Source organism: Streptomyces sp. Tu 3180 (assembly GCF_009852415.1).
Lineage (GTDB): Bacteria > Actinomycetota > Actinomycetes > Streptomycetales > Streptomycetaceae > Streptomyces.
The window spans coordinates 3,723,813-3,742,938 of sequence record NZ_WOXS01000002.1; the positions used below are offsets into that span (position 1 = coordinate 3,723,813).

The window sequence follows — 19,126 nt, forward strand, 5'->3', positions numbered from 1 at the left end:
CTGGGGCCCCCGGGGGTCTCAGGCCCCTCGCGGGTACCGCGCCAGCCAGGCGGGGGACGATCCGGCGGGCCCGTGCAGGGCGGGTCCCTGGGTCATCTCCATGGCGAAGTCGTCGGCGAGCTCCAGGATCGTGGGACGGCCCTCCAGCTCGGCCAGCCAGGCCGGGGGGAGGGCCGTCTCGCCGTGCAGGGCGCCGAGCAGGCCGCCGGTCAGCGCACCTGCGGCGGCGCTGGGCCCGTCGTGGTTGACGGCGAGGCACAGCCCGTGCCGTACGTCCTCCCCCACCAGCGCGCAGTACACGGCGGCGGCCACCACGCCCTCGGCGGTCGCGGCGCCGATCAGCTCCGTCACCCGGTCCGGGGTGGGCATCCCCTGCCGCACGGCCCCCAGCGCGTGCTGCAGGGCGTCCGACACCGGCTGGTGCCCCGGCCGCGCGGCCAGCAGCGCGAGCGCCCGCTGCACCGCCGCGTCCAGGCTCTCGCCCCGGGCCAGCGCGTGCACGACCACGGCGTACGCGCCCGCCGCGAGGCAGGCGACCGGGTGCCCGTGGGTCTGCGCCGCGCACTCCACGGCGAGCTGGGCGACGAGCTGCGGCTCCCAGCCGACGAGCAGCCCGAAGGGCGCGGAACGGGCGGCGGCCTCCGGCCCCGCCTCGCCGGGGTTCTTGGGGGCCTGGAGCGTTCCCATCGTCTCGTCGCCGAGCCCGAGCAGCAGCGCGCGGGCCGGGCCGCGGCGGGCGTACAGCCACTCCTCGCGGGCCAGCCAGCCGTCCTCCTTGCGGCGCTCGTCCGGGCCCCAGTCGCGCTGGGTGGCGGCCCAGCGCAGGTACGCCCGGTGCAGGTCGGTGGGCGGGTGCCAGGCGCCGGTGTCGCGCCGCACCTGGGCGCGGATCAGGCCGTCCACGGAGAAGAGCGTGAGCTGGGTGTGGTGGGTGACGGCACCGCGGCGGCCGTAGGCGGGGGCGAGATCGGTGACGCCCCCGGCGCCGTACGCCTCCCGTATCCCGTCGGCGGCCACACCGTCCACCGGCGCGCCCAGCGCGTCCCCGACGGCCACCCCGAGCAGCGTCCCGCGCACCCGGCTGCGGAAGTCCTGCTGCTCACGGCGCCCCCACACGGGCCCGGCAGTCGCACCCACCCAGACCTCCCAGGCACCGTCCGTACGTACGACGGGCAGCACTGTAATCGAACGGGGACGGTCGGTTCAGGGGCGGAGAGGCAGGAGAGGGCAGGGGGATGTGACCGAAGCGGCCGGACCCGGCCGCACGTGGTCACTCGCCGGCGTCGGTCACCCGGCCGGGACGGCGTCCGGCCGCCTCCCGCGCTCGCGTCGGCGTGCGCCGCCGACGCGCCCCGCGGGCGTCCCCCGCCCCCGGAACCGGACGCGCCCCATTCCGTCCCGGCGCGCGGGGGAGGCGACGGACGGCGCGGGGAAGGAACGTGACATGACCACTACCAATTCACGCGGCGCGCTCTCCCTGGCCGCCACGCTCCTGACCGCCTCCGTCGCCCTCTACATGGCGCTGGTCGCCTTCGGCAACATCACGGACTTCGGCACGAACCAGCAGTTCGTCCGGCACGTCCTGGCCATGGACACCACGTTCAAGGACGACGACCTGATGTGGCGGGCGATCACGAACGAGGGGCTCCAGGACGCCGCCTACGTCGCGATCATCGTCTGGGAGACGGTCGCCGCGCTGGTCCTGGTGTACGGCACCTGGCTCTGGGCCCGCCGCGACCACCCGCGCGCCCGCCGCGTCTCCACCTACGGCCTGCTGATGACCATGCTGCTCTTCGGCGCCGGCTTCATCGCCATAGGCGGCGAGTGGTTCGCGATGTGGCAGTCGGAGGACTGGAACGGCCTGGACGCGGCGACGCGGGTGTTCGTCCTCAGCGGGGTGGTGCTGCTGGTCAATCACCTGCCGGGGGCGCAGGGCGACCGGGGGGCGGCCGCCTGACCGGCCCCCGCGCGACCGGCGGGGCTACTCCACCACCCGGACCGTCGTCCCCGCCGTGCCGAAGGCCCACAGGGCCTCGCCGTCGCCCTTGCCCACGCGGATTCCCCCGGTCTTCGCGTCGGGGGCCGCGGGCGGGGGCGAGGAGCCGTCGACCGCGTTGGAGAAGGCGACGTTGACGCCGGACTTCACGGCGAAGTAGACGATGTGCTCGACCTCCACGCCGTCGCTGCCGGTCGTCGCCTCGGTGCGGGTGCCGATCGTGTAGGAGCCGGGGTCCGGGGAGACCGTTCCCGGCCACACCGTGAAGGAGCGGCGGGGGGCGTCGCTGGCGTCGACCAGCCACACCCGCTTCTGGCCGAGGGAGTAGACGATCCGGCGGCCGGTGCCGGAGTCGGCCGGCACCGCCGCCGGTTCCTTCTCCTTCTCCGGCCCGGCGGACGGCTTCGCGTCCGCCGTCGCCGACGCGCTCGGCCGGCTCGTGGCGGCGGTGGGCTTCGTCCCCTGGTCGGCCTGTACCGCCAGGACGGCCACCGCGGCTATCGCCCCCGTGGTCAGCCCGGTCACCCAGGCCCACGAAGGAAGACGGGCAGGCACCGGTACGCATCTCCTCGGTCTGCGGAGTCTCCGACCCCCGAAACCGAGGGTCGGATCATCCTACTGCCAGCCCCTGTCAGGATCCCTGCCCCGGCGCCTTCCCGGCCGTCTTCAGTCCAGTACCGGCAGCAGCTCCGGCAGGTGCCCGTCCGAGGCCTCCGCCGCGCGCCGGCGCTCCTGCGGGACCTCCCCGTACAGGGTCGTGCGGGGCTTCGCCGGGCGGCCGGCGGCCTCCGCGACCGCGATCAGGTCCTTGACGGACTTGTAGGAGCCGTAGGAGGAACCCGCCATGCGGGAGATCGTCTCCTCCATCAGCGTCCCGCCGAGGTCGTTCGCACCGGAGCGGAGCATCTCCGCCGCCCCCTCCGCGCCCAGTTTGACCCAGCTCGTCTGGATGTTGGGGATGTACGGGTGGAGCAGCAGGCGGGCCATCGCCGTGACCGCCCGGTTGTCGCGGACCGTCGGGCCGGGGCGGGCGATGCCGGCCAGGTAGACGGGCGCGTTGGTGTGCACGAAGGGGAGGGTGACGAATTCGGTGAAGCCGCCGGTCCGCTGCTGGATGCCGGCCAGGGTGCGCAGGTGCCCCAGCCAGTGGCGGGGCTGGTCGACGTGGCCGTACATCATCGTGGACGAGGAGCGGATGCCCAGCTCGTGGGCCGTGGTGACCACCTCGATCCAGGTCGACGCCGGCAGCTTGCCCTTGGTCAGGACCCAGCGGACCTCGTCGTCGAGGATCTCCGCCGCCGTGCCGGGGATGGTGTCCAGGCCCGCCTCCCTGGCGGCGGTCAGCCACTCGCGGACCGGCATGCCGGTCCGCGTCGCGCCGTTCACCACCTCCATCGGGGAGAAGGCGTGCACGTGCATGCCGGGGACGCGGGACTTCACCGCCTTCGCGATGTCGAAGTACGCCGTGCCCGGCAGGTCGGGGTGGATGCCGCCCTGCATGCAGACCTCCACCGCGCCCACGTCCCAGGCCTGCTGCGCCCGGTCGGCCACCTGGTCGAGCGAGAGCGTGTACGCGTCGGCGTCCGTGCGGCGCTGCGCGAAGGCGCAGAAGCGGCAGCCGGTGTAGCAGACGTTGGTGAAGTTGATGTTGCGGGTGACGATGTACGTCACGTCGTCGCCCACCGCCGACTTCCGCACGTCGTCCGCCACCCGGCACAGGGCGTCCAGCGCCGGGCCGTCCGCGTGCAGCAGCGCCAGCGCCTCCGCGTCCGTGAGCCTCGTCGGGTCGTCGGCCGCCGTGCGCAGGGCCGCGCGCACGTCGGTGTCGATGCGCTCCGGGACCATCCCGGGGGCGGCGGCCTCGCGCAGGGCGTCCCAGTCGCCGTAGACCTCGTCGAAGTCGTCGCGGCGGTCGGACGTGCGGCCCTCGGTGTCGATGGTGCGGTGCAGGTCGGTGCGGCCGGTCGCGGTGAACGCCTCGTCCGGCTCCTGCCAGGGCAGCCCTTCGGGGAGGGCGCCGGGGCGGGCCAGGCCCGTGGCGGGGTCGGCGAGCGCGGCCACGTGCGGGCGCAGCCGCGGGTCCAGCCAGGGCTCGCCGCGCCGGACGAACTCCGGGTACACGCAGAGGCGTTCGCGCAGCTCGAAGCCGGCCGCCCGGGACCTCTCGGCCAGTTCGTCGATCTGCGGCCAGGGGCGCTCGGGGTTGACGTGGTCGATGGTGAGCGGGGAGACCCCGCCCCAGTCGTCGATGCCGGCCGCGATCAGCCGCTCGTACTCCGAGTCGACCAGGTTCGGCGGGGCCTGGAGGCAGGCGGACGGGCCGAGGACGTGCCGGGCGACGGCGACCGTGGCGACCAGTTCGTCGAGTTCCGCGTCCGGCATGCCGCGCATCGCGGTGTCCGGCTTGGCGCGGAAGTTCTGGATGATCAGTTCCTGCAGGCCGTGGTGGGCGCGGGAGATCCTCCGCAGCGCGAACAGCGACTCCGCCCGCTCCTCGTACGTCTCGCCGATGCCGATGAGGATGCCGGAGGTGAAGGGGACGGAGGAGCGGCCCGCGTCCTCCAGCACGCGCAGCCGTACGGCCGGCTCCTTGTCCGGGGAGCCGTGGTGCGGGCCGCCCGGCTCGGACCACAGGCGGGTCGCGGTGGTCTCCAGCATCATGCCCATGGACGGCGCGACGGGCTTGAGCCGCTGGAAGTCGGTCCAGGTGAGCACGCCCGGGTTGAGGTGCGGGAGGAGGCCGGTCTCCTCCAGGATCCGGACGGAGATCGCGCGCACGTAGGCGATGGTGTCGTCGTAGCCGTGCGCGTCGAGCCACTCGCGCGCCTCCGGCCAGCGGTCCTCCGGCTTGTCGCCGAGGGTGATGAGGGCTTCCTTGCAGCCGGCGGCGGCGCCCTTGCGGGCGATGTCCAGCACCTCGTCCGGCGACATGAACATCCCGTGCCCGGCGCGGCGCAGCTTGCCGGGCACGGTGACGAACGTGCAGTAGTGGCACTTGTCCCGGCACAGCCGGGTCAGCGGGATGAAGACGCTCTTCGAGTACGTGATGACACCGGGGCGGCCCGCCGCCTCGAGACCCGCGTCCCGGACCCGGGCGGCCGAGGCGGACAGGTCCTCGAGGTGCTCACCGCGCGCCTGGAGCAGGACCGCCGCCTCGGAGACGTCGAGGGAGACGCCGTCCCGGGCGCGTTTGAGGGCGCGACGCAGGGAGTTCTCGGTGGGGCGGCCGGATCCGGGGGTCGCGGAGGTCGTCATCCTTCGAGGATACGTTCGGGGTGATCAGGACCGTCCTCGCCCACGAAGGGCTGGTACGCGTCCAGCGCCCGCAGCACCTCCGCCTCCCCCGCGGGAGGCAGCTGCACCACGGCCTCCTCGATGCCGAGCTCGGCGTAGTGGGCGAGCTTGCCCGCGCTGGGGCGGACGGCGTACGGCACGACCTGGAGCGCGGCCGGGTCGCGGCCCGCGTCGGCCCAGGCGGCGCGCAGCACGGGCAGCGACTCGGACAGGCCGCGCCCGCCGATGGGCAGCCAGCCGTCGGCGTACTCGCAGATGTGCGCGAACAGCTTCGGCCCGGCCGCCCCGCCGACCAGCGTGCGCGGGCCGACGACCGGGCCGCGCGGCTTCTGCACCGGCTTGGGGTACGCGAAGCTGGCCCGGACGGCGCCGAACTCGCCCTCGTACGCGGTCGGTTCCTCCGTCCACAGCGCCCGCATCAGGCCCATCCGGTCCCGGACCAGCTCGCGCCGGGTGCGCCACTGCACGCCGTGGTCGGCGGCCTCCTCGACGTTCCAGCCGAAGCCGAGCCCGAGCGTGAACCGGCCGCCGGAGAGGTGGTCCAGGGTGGCCACCTGCTTGGCCAGGTCGATCGGGTCGTGCTGCGCGGCGAGCGTGATGCCGGTGCCGATCCCGAGCCGCTCGGTGACGGCCGCGGCCTGCCCGAGCGCGACGAAGGGGTCCAGGGTGCGGCCGTACTCGCGGGGCAGTTCCCCGCCCGCCGGGTAGGGGGTGGTCCGCTCGACGGGGATGTGCGTGTGCTCGGGCAGGTACAGCCCGGCGAACCCGCGCTGCTCCAGCTCACGGGCGAGACGGACGGGGGTGATCGTCTCGTCGGTGAGGAAGATCGTGACGGCGATGCGCATGAGCGGCCTTTCGTACGCGGACGACGGACCCATGAATACCGCCGCCCGACCCGTCTGTCCATACCGACCGGTCGGGACCCTCCTCGCGGTCCCTCTTCCGGTTCCCCTCCCGGTTCCTCGGTGGAGGCCGGCCGGGGCGGCGCGGCGCGCACCCGGTCAGCACGGCGGTGAGCGGCACGGCGGCCGTTGCGACCGCCCCCTCCGCAAGGCCCCGGCCGGAACCGGACCGTCGACGGACGGAGGAGCCGCGCGCACCGGGCGAATCTCATGGCCTGCTGCTGATTCCCTTCCCTTGTACGGCAGTTCACCGCTCAATACGAGGGTTGCACCGCACCGACCCTGCACCACCCACGCCCTGTCACCACACGACACCTGGGAGCAGCAGCATGTGCGAGGAGCACCACACCGGGATCGGACGACGCGCCGTTTTCCTGACGGGCGCCGCCACCGCGCTTACGTTGGGAAGCGTGAGCTTCGCTTCCGCAGCGGACGGCGAGGGCCGAAGGAGCGGCCGGGAGACGAGGACGGTGCGCGGCACCCTCCCGCCGGGCGCCCCCGACTTCGTGTACGTCCCCGTCGACGTGCCGGACGGCGTACGGGAGATCAAGGTCGCCTACACCTACGACAGACCCGCCGTGCCGGCCGGCACCCCCGGCAACGCCCTCGACATCGGCGTCTTCGACGAGCGCGGCACGGAGCTGGGCGGGCGGGGCTTCAGGGGCTGGTCGGGCGGGGCGCGCAGCGAGTTCTTCCTGCGCGCCGACGACGCCACCCCCGGCTACCTCCCCGGCCCGGTGCGCGCGGGCACCTGGCACATCGCGCTGGGCCCGTACACCGTGGCCCCGCAGGGCCTGTCGTACGAGATCACCGTCACCCTGACGTACGGCGAACCCGGCGAGACGGTGGAGCCGGTGTACCCGCCGGAGCGGGCCAAGGGGCGGGGGCGGGCCTGGTACCGGGGCGACTGCCACCTGCACTCCTGGTACTCCGACGGCCGCCGCACCCCCGCCGAGATCGCCGCGCTCGCCCGCGCGGCCGGGCTGGACTTCATCAACAGCTCCGAGCACAACACCCACTCCGCGCACGCCCACTGGGCCGAGGCGGCGGGCGACGACCTGCTCGTCCTGCTGGGCGAGGAGGTCACCACCCGCAACGGACACGTGGTGGCGATCGGCACCGACCCCGGCACCTTCGTCGACTGGCGCTACCGCGCCCGCGACAACCGCTTCGGCCGGTTCGCCCGCCGGATCCGCCGCGCCGGCGGCCTGGTCGTCCCCGCCCACCCGCACGCCACCTGCATCGGCTGCAACTGGAAGTTCGGCTTCGGCGAGGCGGACGCCGTGGAGGTGTGGAACGGCCCCTGGACGCCCGACGACGAGGTGGCGCTCGCCGACTGGGACGGCATGCTGGTCGCGTCGGTGCGGGACGGGCGCGACTGGATCCCGGCCATGGGCAACAGCGACGCCCACCGCGACCCGGACGTCGTCGGACTCCCGCAGACCGTCGTCCTCGCCGACGACCTGACCCGGGAGGCCGTCCAGGACGGCCTCCGCGCCGGGCGTTCCTACGTCGCCGAGTCCAGCAGGGTCTCCCTCTCCTTCACCGCGTCCGGCGGGCGCGGTGAACACGCCGGCATCGGCGAGCGGCTGCGGGTGGACGCGGACACCCCGGTCACCGTCCGCCTGGAGGTCTCCGGCGCCCCGCGCTGCACGGTCCGCCTCGTCACCGACCAGGGCGTCCTGCACACCGGCGCCCCGCTGCCGGTGTCCGGCTCGGGGGTGGTGGAGTGGCGGACCACCCCGTCGTACGCCGCCTACGTGCGCGCCGAGTTGCGGCACGAGACGGCGGCGGGCCCGCTGCCGGGGGCCCTGGCCGCCTTCACCAACCCGATCTTCCTGGGCCGGGGGTAGGCCCACCGCACCATGACGCCGCGCGCCGAACGCAAGTACCGGGCCGTCACGGCCTTCCAGCGCCGGGCCGGGAACCCCGTCCTGCGCCGGCTGCCCTTCCAGACCCTCCTGGAGACCACGGGCCGGGTCTCCGGCCTGCCCCGCCGGACCCCGGTGGGCGGGCGGCGGGCCGGGAACTCCTTCCGGCTGGTGTCGGAGTTCGGCGAACGGTCCCGGTACGTCCGCACCATCCAGGGGGACCCCCGGGTGCGGGTGCGCATCCGGGGCCGCCGGCACACCGGCACCGCCCGCCTCCTGCCCGACGACGACCCCGTCGCCCGGCTGCGCGCCCTGCCCCGCCTCGACAGCACGGCGGTGCGGGCCCTCGGGGCGGGGCTGCTGACGGTGCGGGTGGACCTGGACGGCTGAGCGGGGCGGAACAAGCCGCCCCCGTCGGCCGGTCGACCCGGGAGCACGTCACGCCGGGAGGCGGCGGCGACATCCGCGCGCAGGTGTGCGCAGAACGTGTGAGGGCCCTGTGGCGGACCTCCCGGCGCCCGTGTGATCGCCGTCTCGCACGGCTGACGCATCCGCCGGGAACAAGGCAAACTGGCGTAGTTGCTCAGGACGCATAGGGGGACTACTGCATGGACGGTGTACCGCGAGTGCCGGAGCAGCGGCGTCCCGGCTCCCCGGCGGAGCCCGCGGCGCTGCGCTTCAGTGTGCTCGGGCCGGTGCGCGCCTGGCGCGGCGACGAGCCGGTCAACACCGGCAGCCCTCAGCAACGTGCCTTGCTGACCGCCCTGTTGCTGCGCGAGGGCCGTACGGCCACGGCGGCCGAGCTGATCGACGCCCTGTGGGGCGAGGAGCCGCCCCAGCAGGCGCTGGCCGCGGTCCGCACGTACGCCTCCCGGCTGCGGAAGGTGCTGGACCCCGGGATCCTGGTCAGCGAGTCCGGCGGGTACGCGGTGCGCGGGCTGGGCGAGGGCGCGCTGGACCTGGCGGCGGCGCAGGAACTGGCCGCGGAGGCGGAGAAGGCGAGGAACACCGGGGACCTGTGCCACGCCCGCGAGGTGCTGGACCGGGCCCTGTCCCTGTGGGACGGCGAGACGCTGGCCGGGGTGCCGGGCCCGTACGCGGAGACCCAGCGCGTCCGCCTGGAGGAGTGGCGGCTCCAGCTGCTGGAGTCCCGGCTGGACATGGACCTGGAGCAGGGCTGCCACGCGGAGGCGGTCTCCGAGCTGACGGCGCTGACCGCCGCGCACCCCCTGCGCGAGCGCCTGCGCGAGCTCCTCATGCTCGCCCTGTACCGCAGCGGCCGCCAGGCGGAGGCGCTGGCGGTGTACGCGGACACGCGCCGCCTGCTCGCCGACGAGCTCGGCGTCGACCCGCGCCCGGACCTGCAGGAGCTCCAGCAGCGCATCCTCCAGGCCGACCCGGGCCTGGCGGAACCGTCGGCACCGGCGGCGGAGTCGGCCGTGGTCCCGGTGCGCCCGGCCCAGCTCCCGGCGACGGTGCCGGACTTCACCGGACGCGCCTCCTTCGTGCGGGAGCTGGGCGAGGTGCTGGCGTCGGCGTCCGGCGCCGGGGGCCGGGTGATGGCGGTGTCCGCGCTGGCCGGCATCGGCGGCGTCGGCAAGACGACGCTGGCGGTGCACGTGGCCCACGAGGCCCGGTCCGCCTTCCCCGACGGGCAGTTGTACGTCGACCTCCAGGGCGCCGGCGCGCGGGCGGCGGAACCGGAGGCGGTCCTGGGCTCCTTCCTGCGCGCCCTCGGCACGGCCGACTCGGCCATCCCGGACTCCCTGGAGGAACGGGCGGCCCTGTACCGCTCGGTCCTGGACGGCCGCAGGGTCCTGGTCCTGCTGGACAACGCCCGCGACGCGGCCCAGGTGCGCCCGCTGCTCCCCGGGACGGCGGGCTGCGCGGCGCTGGTGACCTCCCGGGTGCGGATGGTGGACCTCGCCGGGGCCCACCTGATCGACCTGGACGTGATGGCGCCCGACGAGGCGCTGGCCCTGTTCACGAAGATCGTGGGCGAGGAGCGGGTGGCGTCGGAGCGCGAGGCCGCGCTCGACGTGGTGGCGGCGTGCGGCTTCCTGCCGCTGGCGATCCGCATCGCCGCGTCCCGCCTGGCGTCCCGCCGCACCTGGACGGTCTCGGTCCTCGCCGCCAAGCTGGCGGACGAACGCCGCCGCCTGGACGAACTCCAGGCCGGCGACCTGGCGGTCAAGGCCACCTTCGAGCTGGGCTACGGGCAGTTGGAGCCCGCCCAGGCCCGGGCGTTCCGCCTGCTGGGCCTGGCGGACGGCCCGGACATCTCGCTGGCGGCGGCCGCGGCCGTACTGGACCTGCCGCCGGAGGCCACCGAGGACCTGCTGGAGTCCCTGGTGGACACGTCGCTGCTGGAGTCCGCCGCCCCCGGCCGCTACCGCTTCCACGACCTGGTGCGGCTCTACGCGCGTGCGTGCGCGGAGAGGGACGAGTGGCCGCCGAGCGAACGGGAGGCGGCGCTCTCACGGTTGCTGGACTTCTACCTGGCCACGGCGGCGAGGGTGTACGCCATCGAGCGGCCGGGGGACCGGACCGTGGACCACCTCGAGCCCACCGGGTTCCCGGGGATGGAGTTCAGCGACGACGTCAACGCACTGGACTGGCTCCACTCCGAGTCCACCTGCATCCTGGCGTGCGTCCGGCAGTCCCTGAGACCGGGCACGTTGCGACGGGGCGTCGATCTCCTGCTGGCTTCGAAGGACCTGGCGGAATCAGGGGCGAGTTCGCTCGGTTACGAGGCAGCCGCGTTCGCCGCGAGGGACGCCACGGCAGCGGCGGGAGACGCTCACGCGGAGGGGCGTGCACGCACGACGCTCGCCCAGGTCCTCAGCCGGGCCGGACGCTTCGACGAGGCGGGCACAGAGGCCGAATGCGCCATCGAGCTCGGCAACCGGACCGGGGATCCCTGGACGAGGGGCAACGCCCACAACGAGCAGGGGATCATCGCCAACTGCAGGAACCAGCGCTCCGTCAGCGAAGCCCACCTCCTCGAAGCCATCAGGGCGTTCCGGTCCGACGGCAACCGTCCCGGCGAAGCGAGCGCGCTCTGCAACCTCTCACGCGTCCTCGTGTCCATGGGGCGCATCACTTCGGGGATCGACCTGGTCCGCCAGGGAATCACCATCTACGACGAGCTCGGGCTGACCTTCCGGCTGGCCAACGCCCGGTACGCCCTCGGCATCGCGCTCAGCCACGCGGCACGTCAGACCGAGGCGTTGAGCGAGCTGTCCACCGCGCTCCAGACCTTCGTGGAGAACCGTCAGCGCCTGTGGGAAGGGGCGACGCACTTCCGCATCGCCCAGGTCCACCTCTCGGCTCACCGTCCGGCTCAGGCGGCACAGCACGCCGAGCAGGCACTGACGACGGGGAGCATCGGCGGGGACTGGATGCGCGCCAACATCCTCACGCTCCTGGGACGCTCGCTCAGCGCTCTCGGCCAGACCGATCGCGCGCGTGCGTGCTGGCGCGACGCGCTGACCATCTACGAGAGGTCCGAGGCGCCCGAGGCGACCGAGCTGCGGACGCTCCTTCGGCCGGTCGGGGCGGCCTGAGGCGGGCGGGTGGCCCGAGGCGGGCGGGTGGCCCGAGGCGGGCGGGTGGCCCGAGGCGGGCGGGGCGTTCATCGAACGTTTATGGGTGGCTGCCACTCTCGATTCATCGATCCGTCGCGTCGGGGGGCAGGCGGGTCGCCGGGGCTTCACCTGTAGGGTGAGCGACCCCACAACGCCTGTTCGGCGACCCGCGGGGGAGTTGCCGAACAGGCGCCTCTCGTCCGTCGCTCCGTCCATCTCATGGGGGCTTGCAGCTATGAGCAACACCGCCGGCAACAACGAAGAAGCGAAGAACGAAGCCATCACGACGCTCGACAGCCACATGCCGGCCCCGCCGAAGGACGGCACGGCCACCACTCAGGACAGCCACATGCCGGCCCCGCCGAGTGATGACTCGATCACCACCCTGGACAGCCACATGCCCGCCCCGCCCGCCCTGGACCTCGACGGCAAGTAGCCGTCCTTCCCGCACGGGGATCGGCCGCGGCGGCGCGGAGGGGGAGCCGCCGCGGCCGAGGCGTGTCCGGGAGCGGCGGGCGGCAGCGGGCGCGTGGCCGTGGGCCCGGCCCGCGCCTCCCGGCTCCGGACGGGCACATCGCCCCCGTGCGCCGGCGGGGTTCAGCGGAGGCCCGGGGCGAGCGGGTCGAGGGCGCAGTCGGTGATCCGTGCGACGTACTCGCTGTGGTCCACGGGCACCTGGACGGTCGCCGTGCCGTTCGCGGGCACGGCGATCTGCTCGTGCCCGGAGGTGACCTGTCCGCCCTCCGTGTCCAGGAAGTCGACGGTCACGGTGAAGGTGCCCCCGACCGCGTTGGGGTTGGTGACCTCGACGGTCGCGTAGGGGGCCTTCTCGTCGGCGCAGCTGATCAGCTCCACCGTGGCGTCCTCCAGGGAGGACTGGTTCCCGCCGCCGGAGCCGGATCCGGAGCCGGAACCGCCGGCGGCGGCGTCGTCATAGTCGTAGTCGTAGTCGTGGTCGTCGTCCCCGTGCGAGCCGCTTCCGGAGCCCGACGACGAGTCGTGGTTCTGGCTGGAGCTGCTGCACCCGCCGCCCCCGCCGCCGTCACCGCTGCCGCCGCCGTGGCCGCGGCCGGTCGAGAAACCGGTGAGGGTGAGGACGACGAGTGCGGACACCGCTGTGAGCCTGAGTGTGTTCCCCCGGTGCTTCATGCCCGGCAGACTAACGAAGCCCGTGTCACGGGCATGTCACTGTCTGGCGACCGTCGCGCACCCGGCGTAGCGTCTGCGGTGAGAGCGGCGAACGGGCCGCTCCCCGCAGCGACGGCCGCCGTCCGGACCCCTTCCGTTGCACCGGCACGACGGCCGTCCCGCACCACCGGTCACCGACCGGCCGGTCACCCCGCCGGTCACTGGCCGTCCGGCGCCCGCCTACGCCGTGCGCGCCGTCCCCGTCCCCTTCTCCGCGTCCAGGGCGTACACGCAGCGGTCCTTGCTGCACGCGTAGACGACGCCGTCCCGCACCACCGGGGAGCCGGTGATCTCGCCCCCGGTGGCCAGCTTCCACCTCAGGCGGCCGTCGTCGGCCTTGAGGGTGTAGAGGAGGTGGTCCGTGGAGCCGAAGTGGATGCGGCCCTCGGCGACCGCGGGGGAGCCCACGATGTCGCCGCCGGACTGGAAGCGCCACTTGGGGGTGCCGGTGACCGCGTCCAGGGTGTAGAGGCCCTTGCCGCTGCCGACGTGGACGTGGCCGGCGGCGACCAGGACCGGTTCGACGGAGGCCCGGGACTCGGTGGCGATGCGCCAGCGGTCGCGGCCGTCGGTGGCGTCGAGGGCGTAGACGGTGCCGAGGTAGTCGGCGAGGTAGACGCCGCCGCCGGTGACGGCCGGGCCGGGGACGAAGGTGGGCGGGGAGAGGAAGACCGCCGGGGCCTCGAAGTGCCAGCGGACGTGTCCGCCGGCGACGTCGAGCGCGAGGACGCGGGTGCCCGCGGAGACGTAGACGTAGCCGTCGGGGGCCTGGGTGAGGCGGACCGGGACGCCGCCGCAGGAGGCCGCGTCGCCGATGGGGTACGACCAGCGCTCGTCGCCGGTGCGGGCGTCGAGGGCGCGCAGGCGGGCGTCCTGCCAGACGTAGACGGTGCCGTCGTGGACGGCGGGGCCCGCCTCGGGGGACTCGAAGTCGGTCTGGCAGCCGGTGACCTCCCACAGCTTCTGGCCGGTGGACGCCTCCCACGCCTGGACGCCGCCGCCGCGCGTGCCGGTGACGACGGTGCCGCGGTCGGCCTTGAGCGAGTACACCCAGGCGTCGGTGGACAGCCGCCACAGGTCGCCGCCCTCGCGGGCCTCCAGGGCGTAGAGGGTGGGCCCGTCGGAGGCGTGGATACGGCCGTCGGCGACCGCCATCGACCAGGCGACGTCCCGGGTCTTGAAGCGGCGCCGGCCGGTGGCGACGTCGAGGGCGTGCACCTCGAAGGAGGTGACGTAGACGAGGTCGCCGTCGACCGCCGGGGTGCCCCAGACGTCGTTGGACATGCGGAAGCGCCACGGCCGCCAGCCGGCCGGGTGCTCCGGCGCGGCGGCGGGCGCCGCGGTCGCCGGTACGGCCGGGTCGGCGCCGTTGACGCCGGGGCGGGGCTTGGACCAGGAGGCGGAGAGGGCGGCCCCGGGCGGGGGCGCCTTGACGGCGGCGGCGCGGACCTCGGCGACGCGCGGGCCGGGGCCGATGGGCACCGGGGCGCCGGCCAGCCGCACGGGACCGGTGTCGGGGGCGCCCGCGGGCACCCCCACCGGCGCGGGCACGGACGGGGGCGGCGGCGGGACGACGGGGTCGTGCGAGGGCGGGGGCGGTACGTGCGGACGGACGGCGCCTCCGCCGCTGCGGGCCCCTCCGTGGGTGGGCTTGGGCGCCGGGCGGCCGCCCCGGCGGGTCTCGATCAGGCTGACCGCGCGCTCGGGCAGCCAGGCGGAGGCCGTGCCGCTGTCGTCGGAGCCGGAGCCGAACAGGTGCGGGGCGAGCTGGGCCTGGAGGTCGGCGGGGGTGGGCCGGGCCGAGGCGTCCATCTGCATGCAGGCCTCGATCAGCGGCCGCAGCTCGTCCGGGAGGCCGTCCAGGTCCGGGCCCTCGCGCAGCAGCATGAAGACCGTCTCGACCGGGTTGGCGCCGTGGAAGGGGGCGTGTCCGGTGGCGGCGAAGACGAGGGTGGAGCCGAGGGAGAACACGTCGCTGGCGCCGGTGACGCTGCGGGAGTCCTTCGCCTGCTCCGGGGACATGTAGGCGGGGGTGCCGACGGCGACGTTCGTCATCGTCAGACGGGTGTTCGACACGCCGGAGGCGATGCCGAAGTCGATCACCCGGGGGCCGTCCTCGACGACCAGGACGTTGGACGGCTTGAGGTCGCGGTGGACGAGTCCGGCGCCGTGGATGGACTGCAGCGCCTCCGCGACGCCCGCCGCGAGCCAGCGCACCGCCTGGGCCGGCAGCGGGCCGCACTCGTTCACTATCTCCTCGAGGGAGGGCGCGGGGACGTACGCGGTGGCCAGCCACGGCACGGCGGCCCGCGGATCGGCGTCCACGACGGCCGCCGTGTAGAAGCCGGAGACCGCGCGGGCCGCCTCCACCTCGCGTGTGAAGCGGACCCGGAACAGCTGGTCCTCGGCCAGTTCGGTCCGGACCGTCTTGATCGCCACGCGCCGCCCGGACGCCGAGCGCGCGAGATAGACCAGCCCCATGCCGCCGGCTCCCAGCCGTCCCAGCACCTCGAACGGCCCGATACGCCGCGGATCGTGCTGTGTCAGCTGATCCACCACTTGCCTGCCACCTCCCCGTACGAGTCGCGCCACCACCTGTGCACGCGACCGAAGTGCAGCGTCTCACCACCGCACCGCCGTGGCGGCACGCACCCCGATTCTTCCTGTCCGGGCCCCCGGTTGCGAACCGGCCGACAAATAGGGTGTCCAGGTTTACATACGACACAATGGGCGGACCGGCGGGGCCACGGCCCGTGGACGGATCGGCGCGAGGGCTCGGAGCGACGGCTCCGTGCGCCGGTCCGGGGTGCCGGCTCGGTGCGACGGTCCGGTGCGCCGGCCCTCCGTGCCGGTTCAGCGTGCCGGTTCAGCGGCGCAGCAGTGCGAAGGACGCCCCCTGATTGTCGGTGACCACGGCCACCGTGCCGTACGACGTCTCGAAGGGCGGGACCTGGACCCGGCCGCCGAGCCGGGTCACCTCCTCCATGGTGGCCGCGGGGTCCTCGACGGCGAAGTGGACGAGGAAGTGGGGCGGCATCTCGACGGGGAAGACGTCGGAGACCGGTGCGCGGCCGAAGTCGGGGGCGGCGTCCGGACCGAACAGGGCGTCGTGGAAGAGGCCCCCGTAGAAGGTGTTGGCCGCCTCGGTGTCCCGGGTGTAGAGCTGGACCCAGGCGAAGCTGCCCGGCTCGTGACGGCGGCCGAAGCCGGGGCGGCCGGAGGACTGCCACAGGGCGAAGACGGCGCCCTCGGAGTCGGTGACGAGCGCGGTGACGCCCAGGTCGCCGAGCGGCAGCGGCGCGGAGACGACCTGCCCGCCGGCCGCGCGGATCCGTCCGCACAGCGCCTCGGCGTCCGGGGTCGCGAAGAACACCGTCCACACGGTGGGCAGCCGTCCGTCCGTCTTGTGCACGAGGGAGGCGACGGGCTCGCCGTCCTTCAGCGCCCGGACGGTCCCCCGGGGACGCTCGGGCCACTCCTGGAAGGTCCACCCGAAGAGCTCGCCGTAGAACCGCTTGCCCGCCTCCACGTCGGGGAGCTGCGCGTCCACCCAGCAGGGGGTGCCCTCCGTGTACTCCGGTACCCTGTTTTCGGCCATGCCGCCAAAGTAACCGTGCCGTACGCACCCCGCAGACCAGGCACACCAGCCCCTTCTGCCCCGCGCACCCCATTTGCAGTCGGCCGAATCGCGCTCCCCTCACCCGTCGGTAAGCTGACGACATGACAGGACAAGTGCGTACCGTCGACGGCCGCGTGGCCGGCCGGCGAGGGCAGGCGACCCGGCAGAAGCTGCTCGACTGCCTCAGCGAGATGCTCAGCTCGTCCCCCTACCGGGATGTCAAAGTCATCGATGTCGCGCGCAAGGCGGGGACTTCCCCGGCGACCTTCTACCAGTACTTCCCGGACGTCGAGGGCGCCGTCCTGGAGCTCGCCGAGCAAATGGCCTCCGAGAGCACCGGGTTGACCGAGCTCCTGGAGGGCCGCTCCTGGGCCGGCAAGGCCGGCTGGCAGACGGCGCAGGAACTCGTCGACGGATTCCTGGAGTTCTGGCGGAAGAACGACGCGCTCCTGCGCGTCGTGGACCTCGGCGCGGCCGAGGGCGACAAGCGCTTCTACAAGATCCGCATGAAGATACTGAACTCCGTGAACAACTCCCTGGCGGACGCCGTCACCGCGCTGCAGACCAAGGGACGGGTCGACAAGGACGTGAACCCGGCGGCGATCGCCGGTTCCCTGGTCACGATGCTCGCGGCCGTGGCCTCGCACCAGAAGGGCTTCTCCTCCTGGGGCGTCAAGCAGGCCGAGCTCAAGCCCAACCTGGCTCTGCTGGTGCACCTGGGCATCACCGGCAAGAAGCCCGCGAAGTAGGCGCCCGCGACGCACTCCTTCCCCCCAAGTCCTGTCCGGCAGGCGGCGGTCCACTCCGGTGGACCGCCGCCTGTCGTATGTCCCGGCACCGCGCCGCTGTCCCGGCACCGCACCGCGCGGGCGGCCGCTCCGCCCGCGGGTCCGCCTGCTACGCGGGCAGCGGGCGGTCCTTCACCACGTGCTTCATCACCAGCGTGGACGTCAGCCGCTGCACCCCCGGCAGCGTGGCCAGGCGCTCGTCGTAGAGCCGCTGGTAGGCGGTGAGGTCGGCGGCGACCACCCGCAGCAGGTAGTCCGGCTCCCCGAACAGCCGCTGCGCCTCCAGCACCTCCTCCACCTCGCCGACCGCCCGCTCGAACTCCACGACCGTGTCCCGGTCCTCCTGCCGCATGGAGACGAACACCAGCGCCTCGAAGGTCAGCCCCACGGCGGCCGGGTCCACCACCGCCCGGTAGCCGCTGATCGCGCCCGACCGCTCCAGCTCCCGCAGCCTGCGGTGGCAGGGCGAGACGCTGAGCCGCACCCGCGCGGCCAGCTCCGTCACGGTCAGCCGCCCGTCCTGCTGAAGCTCGGCAAGAATCTTCCGGTCCATGTCGTCCATGGGGCAAATTCTGCCCCGAAGTACGGGATGAGGGGGGAATTCAGGGAACACATTCGGCCCGATCCCGCCTAATCTCGCCCTCATGGACACCGCGACCCTCCTCTCCTTCCTCGCCCTCGACCTGATGCTGGTGTGCGTACCGGGTGCCGACTGGGCGTACACGATCTCGGCCGGGCTGCGGGGACGGTCGGTGGTCGCGGCGGTCGGGGGCCTGGTGACCGGGTACGCGCTGCACACGGTGCTCGCCGCGGCGGGGCTGGCGGTGCTGGTCGCGGGCTCCCCGGTGCTGCTCACCGTGCTGACCGTGGCGGGGGCCGGGTACCTGGTGTGGCTGGGCTGGAGCGTGCTGCGCCGTCCCGGCACCCCGGGCGCGGACGGATCCGCCGCCGGGGAGAGCGGCGCCCGGGCCTTCCGGCGCGGGGCCGTGATCAGCGGCCTGAACCCCAAGGGCCTGCTGCTCTACCTCTCCGTCCTGCCCCAGTTCCTGGTCACGGGCGACGGCGCGCACCCGCCGGTGCCGGTGCAGACCGTCGCCCTGGGACTGCTGCACATGGCGTGCTGCGCGGTCGTCTACCTGTCCGTCGGCCTCGCCGCCCGCGCCGTCCTCGGCGCCCGCCCGGCGGCGGCCCGCGCGGTCGTGCGCACCTCGGGGGCGGCGATGCTCGGGATCGGCGCGTTCCTGCTGGTCCAGCGGCTGGCCCTGCTGTGAACCCGGCGGGCCGGCGGTGCGGGGGAACACGGGGGCGCACGGCCGCTGTTGTGCCTCGTACGGGCCGGTCGCACGCCGACGCGAACGCCCCGGTGGACGCCCCGGTGGGCGTTCGGGCGAGCGCCCCGGCCCCCGCAGTCGCCGAGCCTCAGGAGGAACCCGCTCATGGCCCTGACCCGTGAAGAGCGCGAACAGTTCCTGGCCGAACTCCACATCGCCGCACTCGCGGTCGACTCGGGCCCGGGGCGCGCCCCGCTCACCGTGCCGATCTGGTACCAGTACGCGCCCGGCGGCGACGTGTGGGTCATGACCGGCAGGGACTCCCGCAAGAACGAGCTGATCCGCGCGGCCGGGCGGTTCTCGCTCCTGGTCGACCGGACCGAGCCCACCATCCGGTACGTGTCGGTGGAGGGGCCGGTCCTGGGGACCGCGCCCGCCACGATCGAGCAGCTGCGGGAGATCTCGGCCCGCTACCTCCCGGCCGGCAAGGTCGAGGGCTACGTCGACTTCGCCTGGAAGAACCACGGCGAGCAGGTCGTCGTCCGCATGCGGCCCGAGCGCTGGGTGTCGTCCGACCTCGGGTCGGTGTGAGCCCGGCCGCCCCGCGCAC

16 protein-coding genes are annotated in these 19,126 nt (G+C 74.2%); 8 read left to right on the plus strand and 8 right to left on the minus strand.

Going from position 1 to position 19,126, the window contains the following annotated elements:
- Window positions 1–18 precede the first annotated feature (18 nt).
- A complete protein-coding gene (locus GL259_RS17535) occupies window positions 19–1,137 on the minus strand; it encodes an ADP-ribosylglycohydrolase family protein (protein ID WP_159533875.1) in 1,119 nt (372 codons plus the stop codon).
- 307 nt (window positions 1,138–1,444) lie between these two features.
- Between GL259_RS17535 and GL259_RS17540 the strand changes: the two genes are divergently transcribed.
- Window positions 1,445–1,957 (plus strand): DUF2165 domain-containing protein, encoded by a 513-nt coding sequence (locus GL259_RS17540; RefSeq protein WP_159533877.1) that lies wholly within the window; start codon window positions 1,445–1,447, stop codon window positions 1,955–1,957.
- Between the two features lie 24 nt (window positions 1,958–1,981).
- On the opposite strand, the gene GL259_RS17545 is transcribed toward GL259_RS17540, so the two are convergent.
- From GL259_RS17545 to GL259_RS17555, 3 genes are all read right to left on the minus strand, one after another.
- A complete protein-coding gene (locus GL259_RS17545; RefSeq protein WP_166461514.1) occupies window positions 1,982–2,551 on the minus strand; it encodes a hypothetical protein in 570 nt (189 codons plus the stop codon).
- A gap of 111 nt (window positions 2,552–2,662) precedes the next feature.
- Window positions 2,663–5,251: a bifunctional FO biosynthesis protein CofGH gene (locus tag GL259_RS17550; protein ID WP_159533879.1), complete on the minus strand. Its 2,589-nt coding sequence runs from the start codon at window positions 5,249–5,251 to the stop codon at window positions 2,663–2,665.
- Window positions 5,248–6,135: an LLM class F420-dependent oxidoreductase gene (locus tag GL259_RS17555; protein WP_159533881.1), complete on the minus strand. Its 888-nt coding sequence runs from the start codon at window positions 6,133–6,135 to the stop codon at window positions 5,248–5,250. Before GL259_RS17555 ends, GL259_RS17550 begins: the two co-directional genes overlap by 4 nt.
- Window positions 6,136–6,521: 386 nt before the next feature.
- Between GL259_RS17555 and GL259_RS17560 the strand changes: the two genes are divergently transcribed.
- The 4 genes from GL259_RS17560 (at window position 6,522) to GL259_RS17575 (ending at window position 12,086) form a co-directional block, all read left to right on the plus strand.
- Window positions 6,522–8,045 carry a CehA/McbA family metallohydrolase gene (locus GL259_RS17560; protein ID WP_159533883.1) on the plus strand — a complete coding sequence of 508 codons (1,524 nt, stop codon included), beginning with the start codon at window positions 6,522–6,524 and terminating at the stop codon, window positions 8,043–8,045.
- A 12-nt stretch (window positions 8,046–8,057) separates the two neighbouring features.
- Entirely contained in the window at window positions 8,058–8,453 is a 396-nt protein-coding gene (locus tag GL259_RS17565) for a nitroreductase/quinone reductase family protein (RefSeq protein WP_159533885.1), read from the plus strand.
- Between the two features lie 218 nt (window positions 8,454–8,671).
- Window positions 8,672–11,629, plus strand: a complete 2,958-nt coding sequence (locus tag GL259_RS17570) for a BTAD domain-containing putative transcriptional regulator (RefSeq protein ID WP_159533887.1) — start codon at window positions 8,672–8,674, stop codon at window positions 11,627–11,629.
- Window positions 11,630–11,885: 256 nt separating this feature from the next.
- Window positions 11,886–12,086, plus strand: coding sequence for a sigma-like protein (locus GL259_RS17575; RefSeq protein ID WP_159533889.1), 201 nt, complete (start codon window positions 11,886–11,888; stop codon window positions 12,084–12,086).
- A 161-nt stretch (window positions 12,087–12,247) separates the two neighbouring features.
- On the opposite strand, the gene GL259_RS17580 is transcribed toward GL259_RS17575, so the two are convergent.
- From GL259_RS17580 to GL259_RS17595, 3 genes are all read right to left on the minus strand, one after another.
- On the minus strand, window positions 12,248–12,799 hold the full coding sequence (locus GL259_RS17580; protein WP_159533891.1) for a hypothetical protein: 552 nt from the start codon (window positions 12,797–12,799) through the stop codon (window positions 12,248–12,250).
- A 219-nt stretch (window positions 12,800–13,018) separates the two neighbouring features.
- Window positions 13,019–15,397 carry a serine/threonine-protein kinase gene (locus GL259_RS17585; protein ID WP_159533893.1) on the minus strand — a complete coding sequence of 793 codons (2,379 nt, stop codon included), beginning with the start codon at window positions 15,395–15,397 and terminating at the stop codon, window positions 13,019–13,021.
- Between the two features lie 307 nt (window positions 15,398–15,704).
- Entirely contained in the window at window positions 15,705–16,436 is a 732-nt protein-coding gene (locus GL259_RS17595) for a VOC family protein (protein WP_159533897.1), read from the minus strand.
- A gap of 134 nt (window positions 16,437–16,570) precedes the next feature.
- On the opposite strand from GL259_RS17595, the gene GL259_RS17600 reads away from it, so the two are divergent.
- Complete coding sequence (locus GL259_RS17600; RefSeq protein WP_159538725.1) at window positions 16,571–17,206, plus strand: TetR family transcriptional regulator; 636 nt, start codon at window positions 16,571–16,573, stop codon at window positions 17,204–17,206.
- Window positions 17,207–17,354: 148 nt separating this feature from the next.
- Here the strand turns inward: GL259_RS17600 and GL259_RS17605 are convergent, their stop codons facing one another.
- Window positions 17,355–17,807: an Lrp/AsnC family transcriptional regulator gene (locus GL259_RS17605; protein ID WP_159533899.1), complete on the minus strand. Its 453-nt coding sequence runs from the start codon at window positions 17,805–17,807 to the stop codon at window positions 17,355–17,357.
- Between the two features lie 82 nt (window positions 17,808–17,889).
- Between GL259_RS17605 and GL259_RS17610 the strand changes: the two genes are divergently transcribed.
- Both GL259_RS17610 and GL259_RS17615 read left to right on the plus strand, forming a co-directional pair.
- Entirely contained in the window at window positions 17,890–18,516 is a 627-nt protein-coding gene (locus GL259_RS17610; protein WP_159533901.1) for a LysE family translocator, read from the plus strand.
- Between the two features lie 165 nt (window positions 18,517–18,681).
- Window positions 18,682–19,107, plus strand: a complete 426-nt coding sequence (locus GL259_RS17615) for a pyridoxamine 5'-phosphate oxidase family protein (protein ID WP_159533903.1) — start codon at window positions 18,682–18,684, stop codon at window positions 19,105–19,107.
- The last annotated feature ends 19 nt before the right edge of the window (window positions 19,108–19,126 follow it).

Excerpts from the sequence above, each read along its gene's own strand:
- GL259_RS17565 (WP_159533885.1), top strand. The coding sequence starts at position 8,058 with ATGACGCCGCGCGCCGAACGCAAGTACCGGGCCGTCACGGCCTTCCAG.
- GL259_RS17575 (WP_159533889.1), top strand. The coding sequence starts at position 11,886 with ATGAGCAACACCGCCGGCAACAACGAAGAAGCGAAGAACGAAGCCATC.
- GL259_RS17615 (WP_159533903.1), top strand. The coding sequence starts at position 18,682 with ATGGCCCTGACCCGTGAAGAGCGCGAACAGTTCCTGGCCGAACTCCAC.
- GL259_RS17610 (WP_159533901.1), top strand. The coding sequence starts at position 17,890 with ATGGACACCGCGACCCTCCTCTCCTTCCTCGCCCTCGACCTGATGCTG.
- GL259_RS17555 (WP_159533881.1), bottom strand. The coding sequence starts at position 6,135 with ATGCGCATCGCCGTCACGATCTTCCTCACCGACGAGACGATCACCCCC.
- GL259_RS17580 (WP_159533891.1), bottom strand. The coding sequence starts at position 12,799 with ATGAAGCACCGGGGGAACACACTCAGGCTCACAGCGGTGTCCGCACTC.
- GL259_RS17540 (WP_159533877.1), top strand. The coding sequence starts at position 1,445 with ATGACCACTACCAATTCACGCGGCGCGCTCTCCCTGGCCGCCACGCTC.
- GL259_RS17605 (WP_159533899.1), bottom strand. The coding sequence starts at position 17,807 with ATGGACGACATGGACCGGAAGATTCTTGCCGAGCTTCAGCAGGACGGG.
- GL259_RS17550 (WP_159533879.1), bottom strand. The coding sequence starts at position 5,251 with ATGACGACCTCCGCGACCCCCGGATCCGGCCGCCCCACCGAGAACTCC.
- GL259_RS17570 (WP_159533887.1), top strand. The coding sequence starts at position 8,672 with ATGGACGGTGTACCGCGAGTGCCGGAGCAGCGGCGTCCCGGCTCCCCG.
- GL259_RS17595 (WP_159533897.1), bottom strand. The coding sequence starts at position 16,436 with ATGGCCGAAAACAGGGTACCGGAGTACACGGAGGGCACCCCCTGCTGG.
- GL259_RS17560 (WP_159533883.1), top strand. The coding sequence starts at position 6,522 with ATGTGCGAGGAGCACCACACCGGGATCGGACGACGCGCCGTTTTCCTG.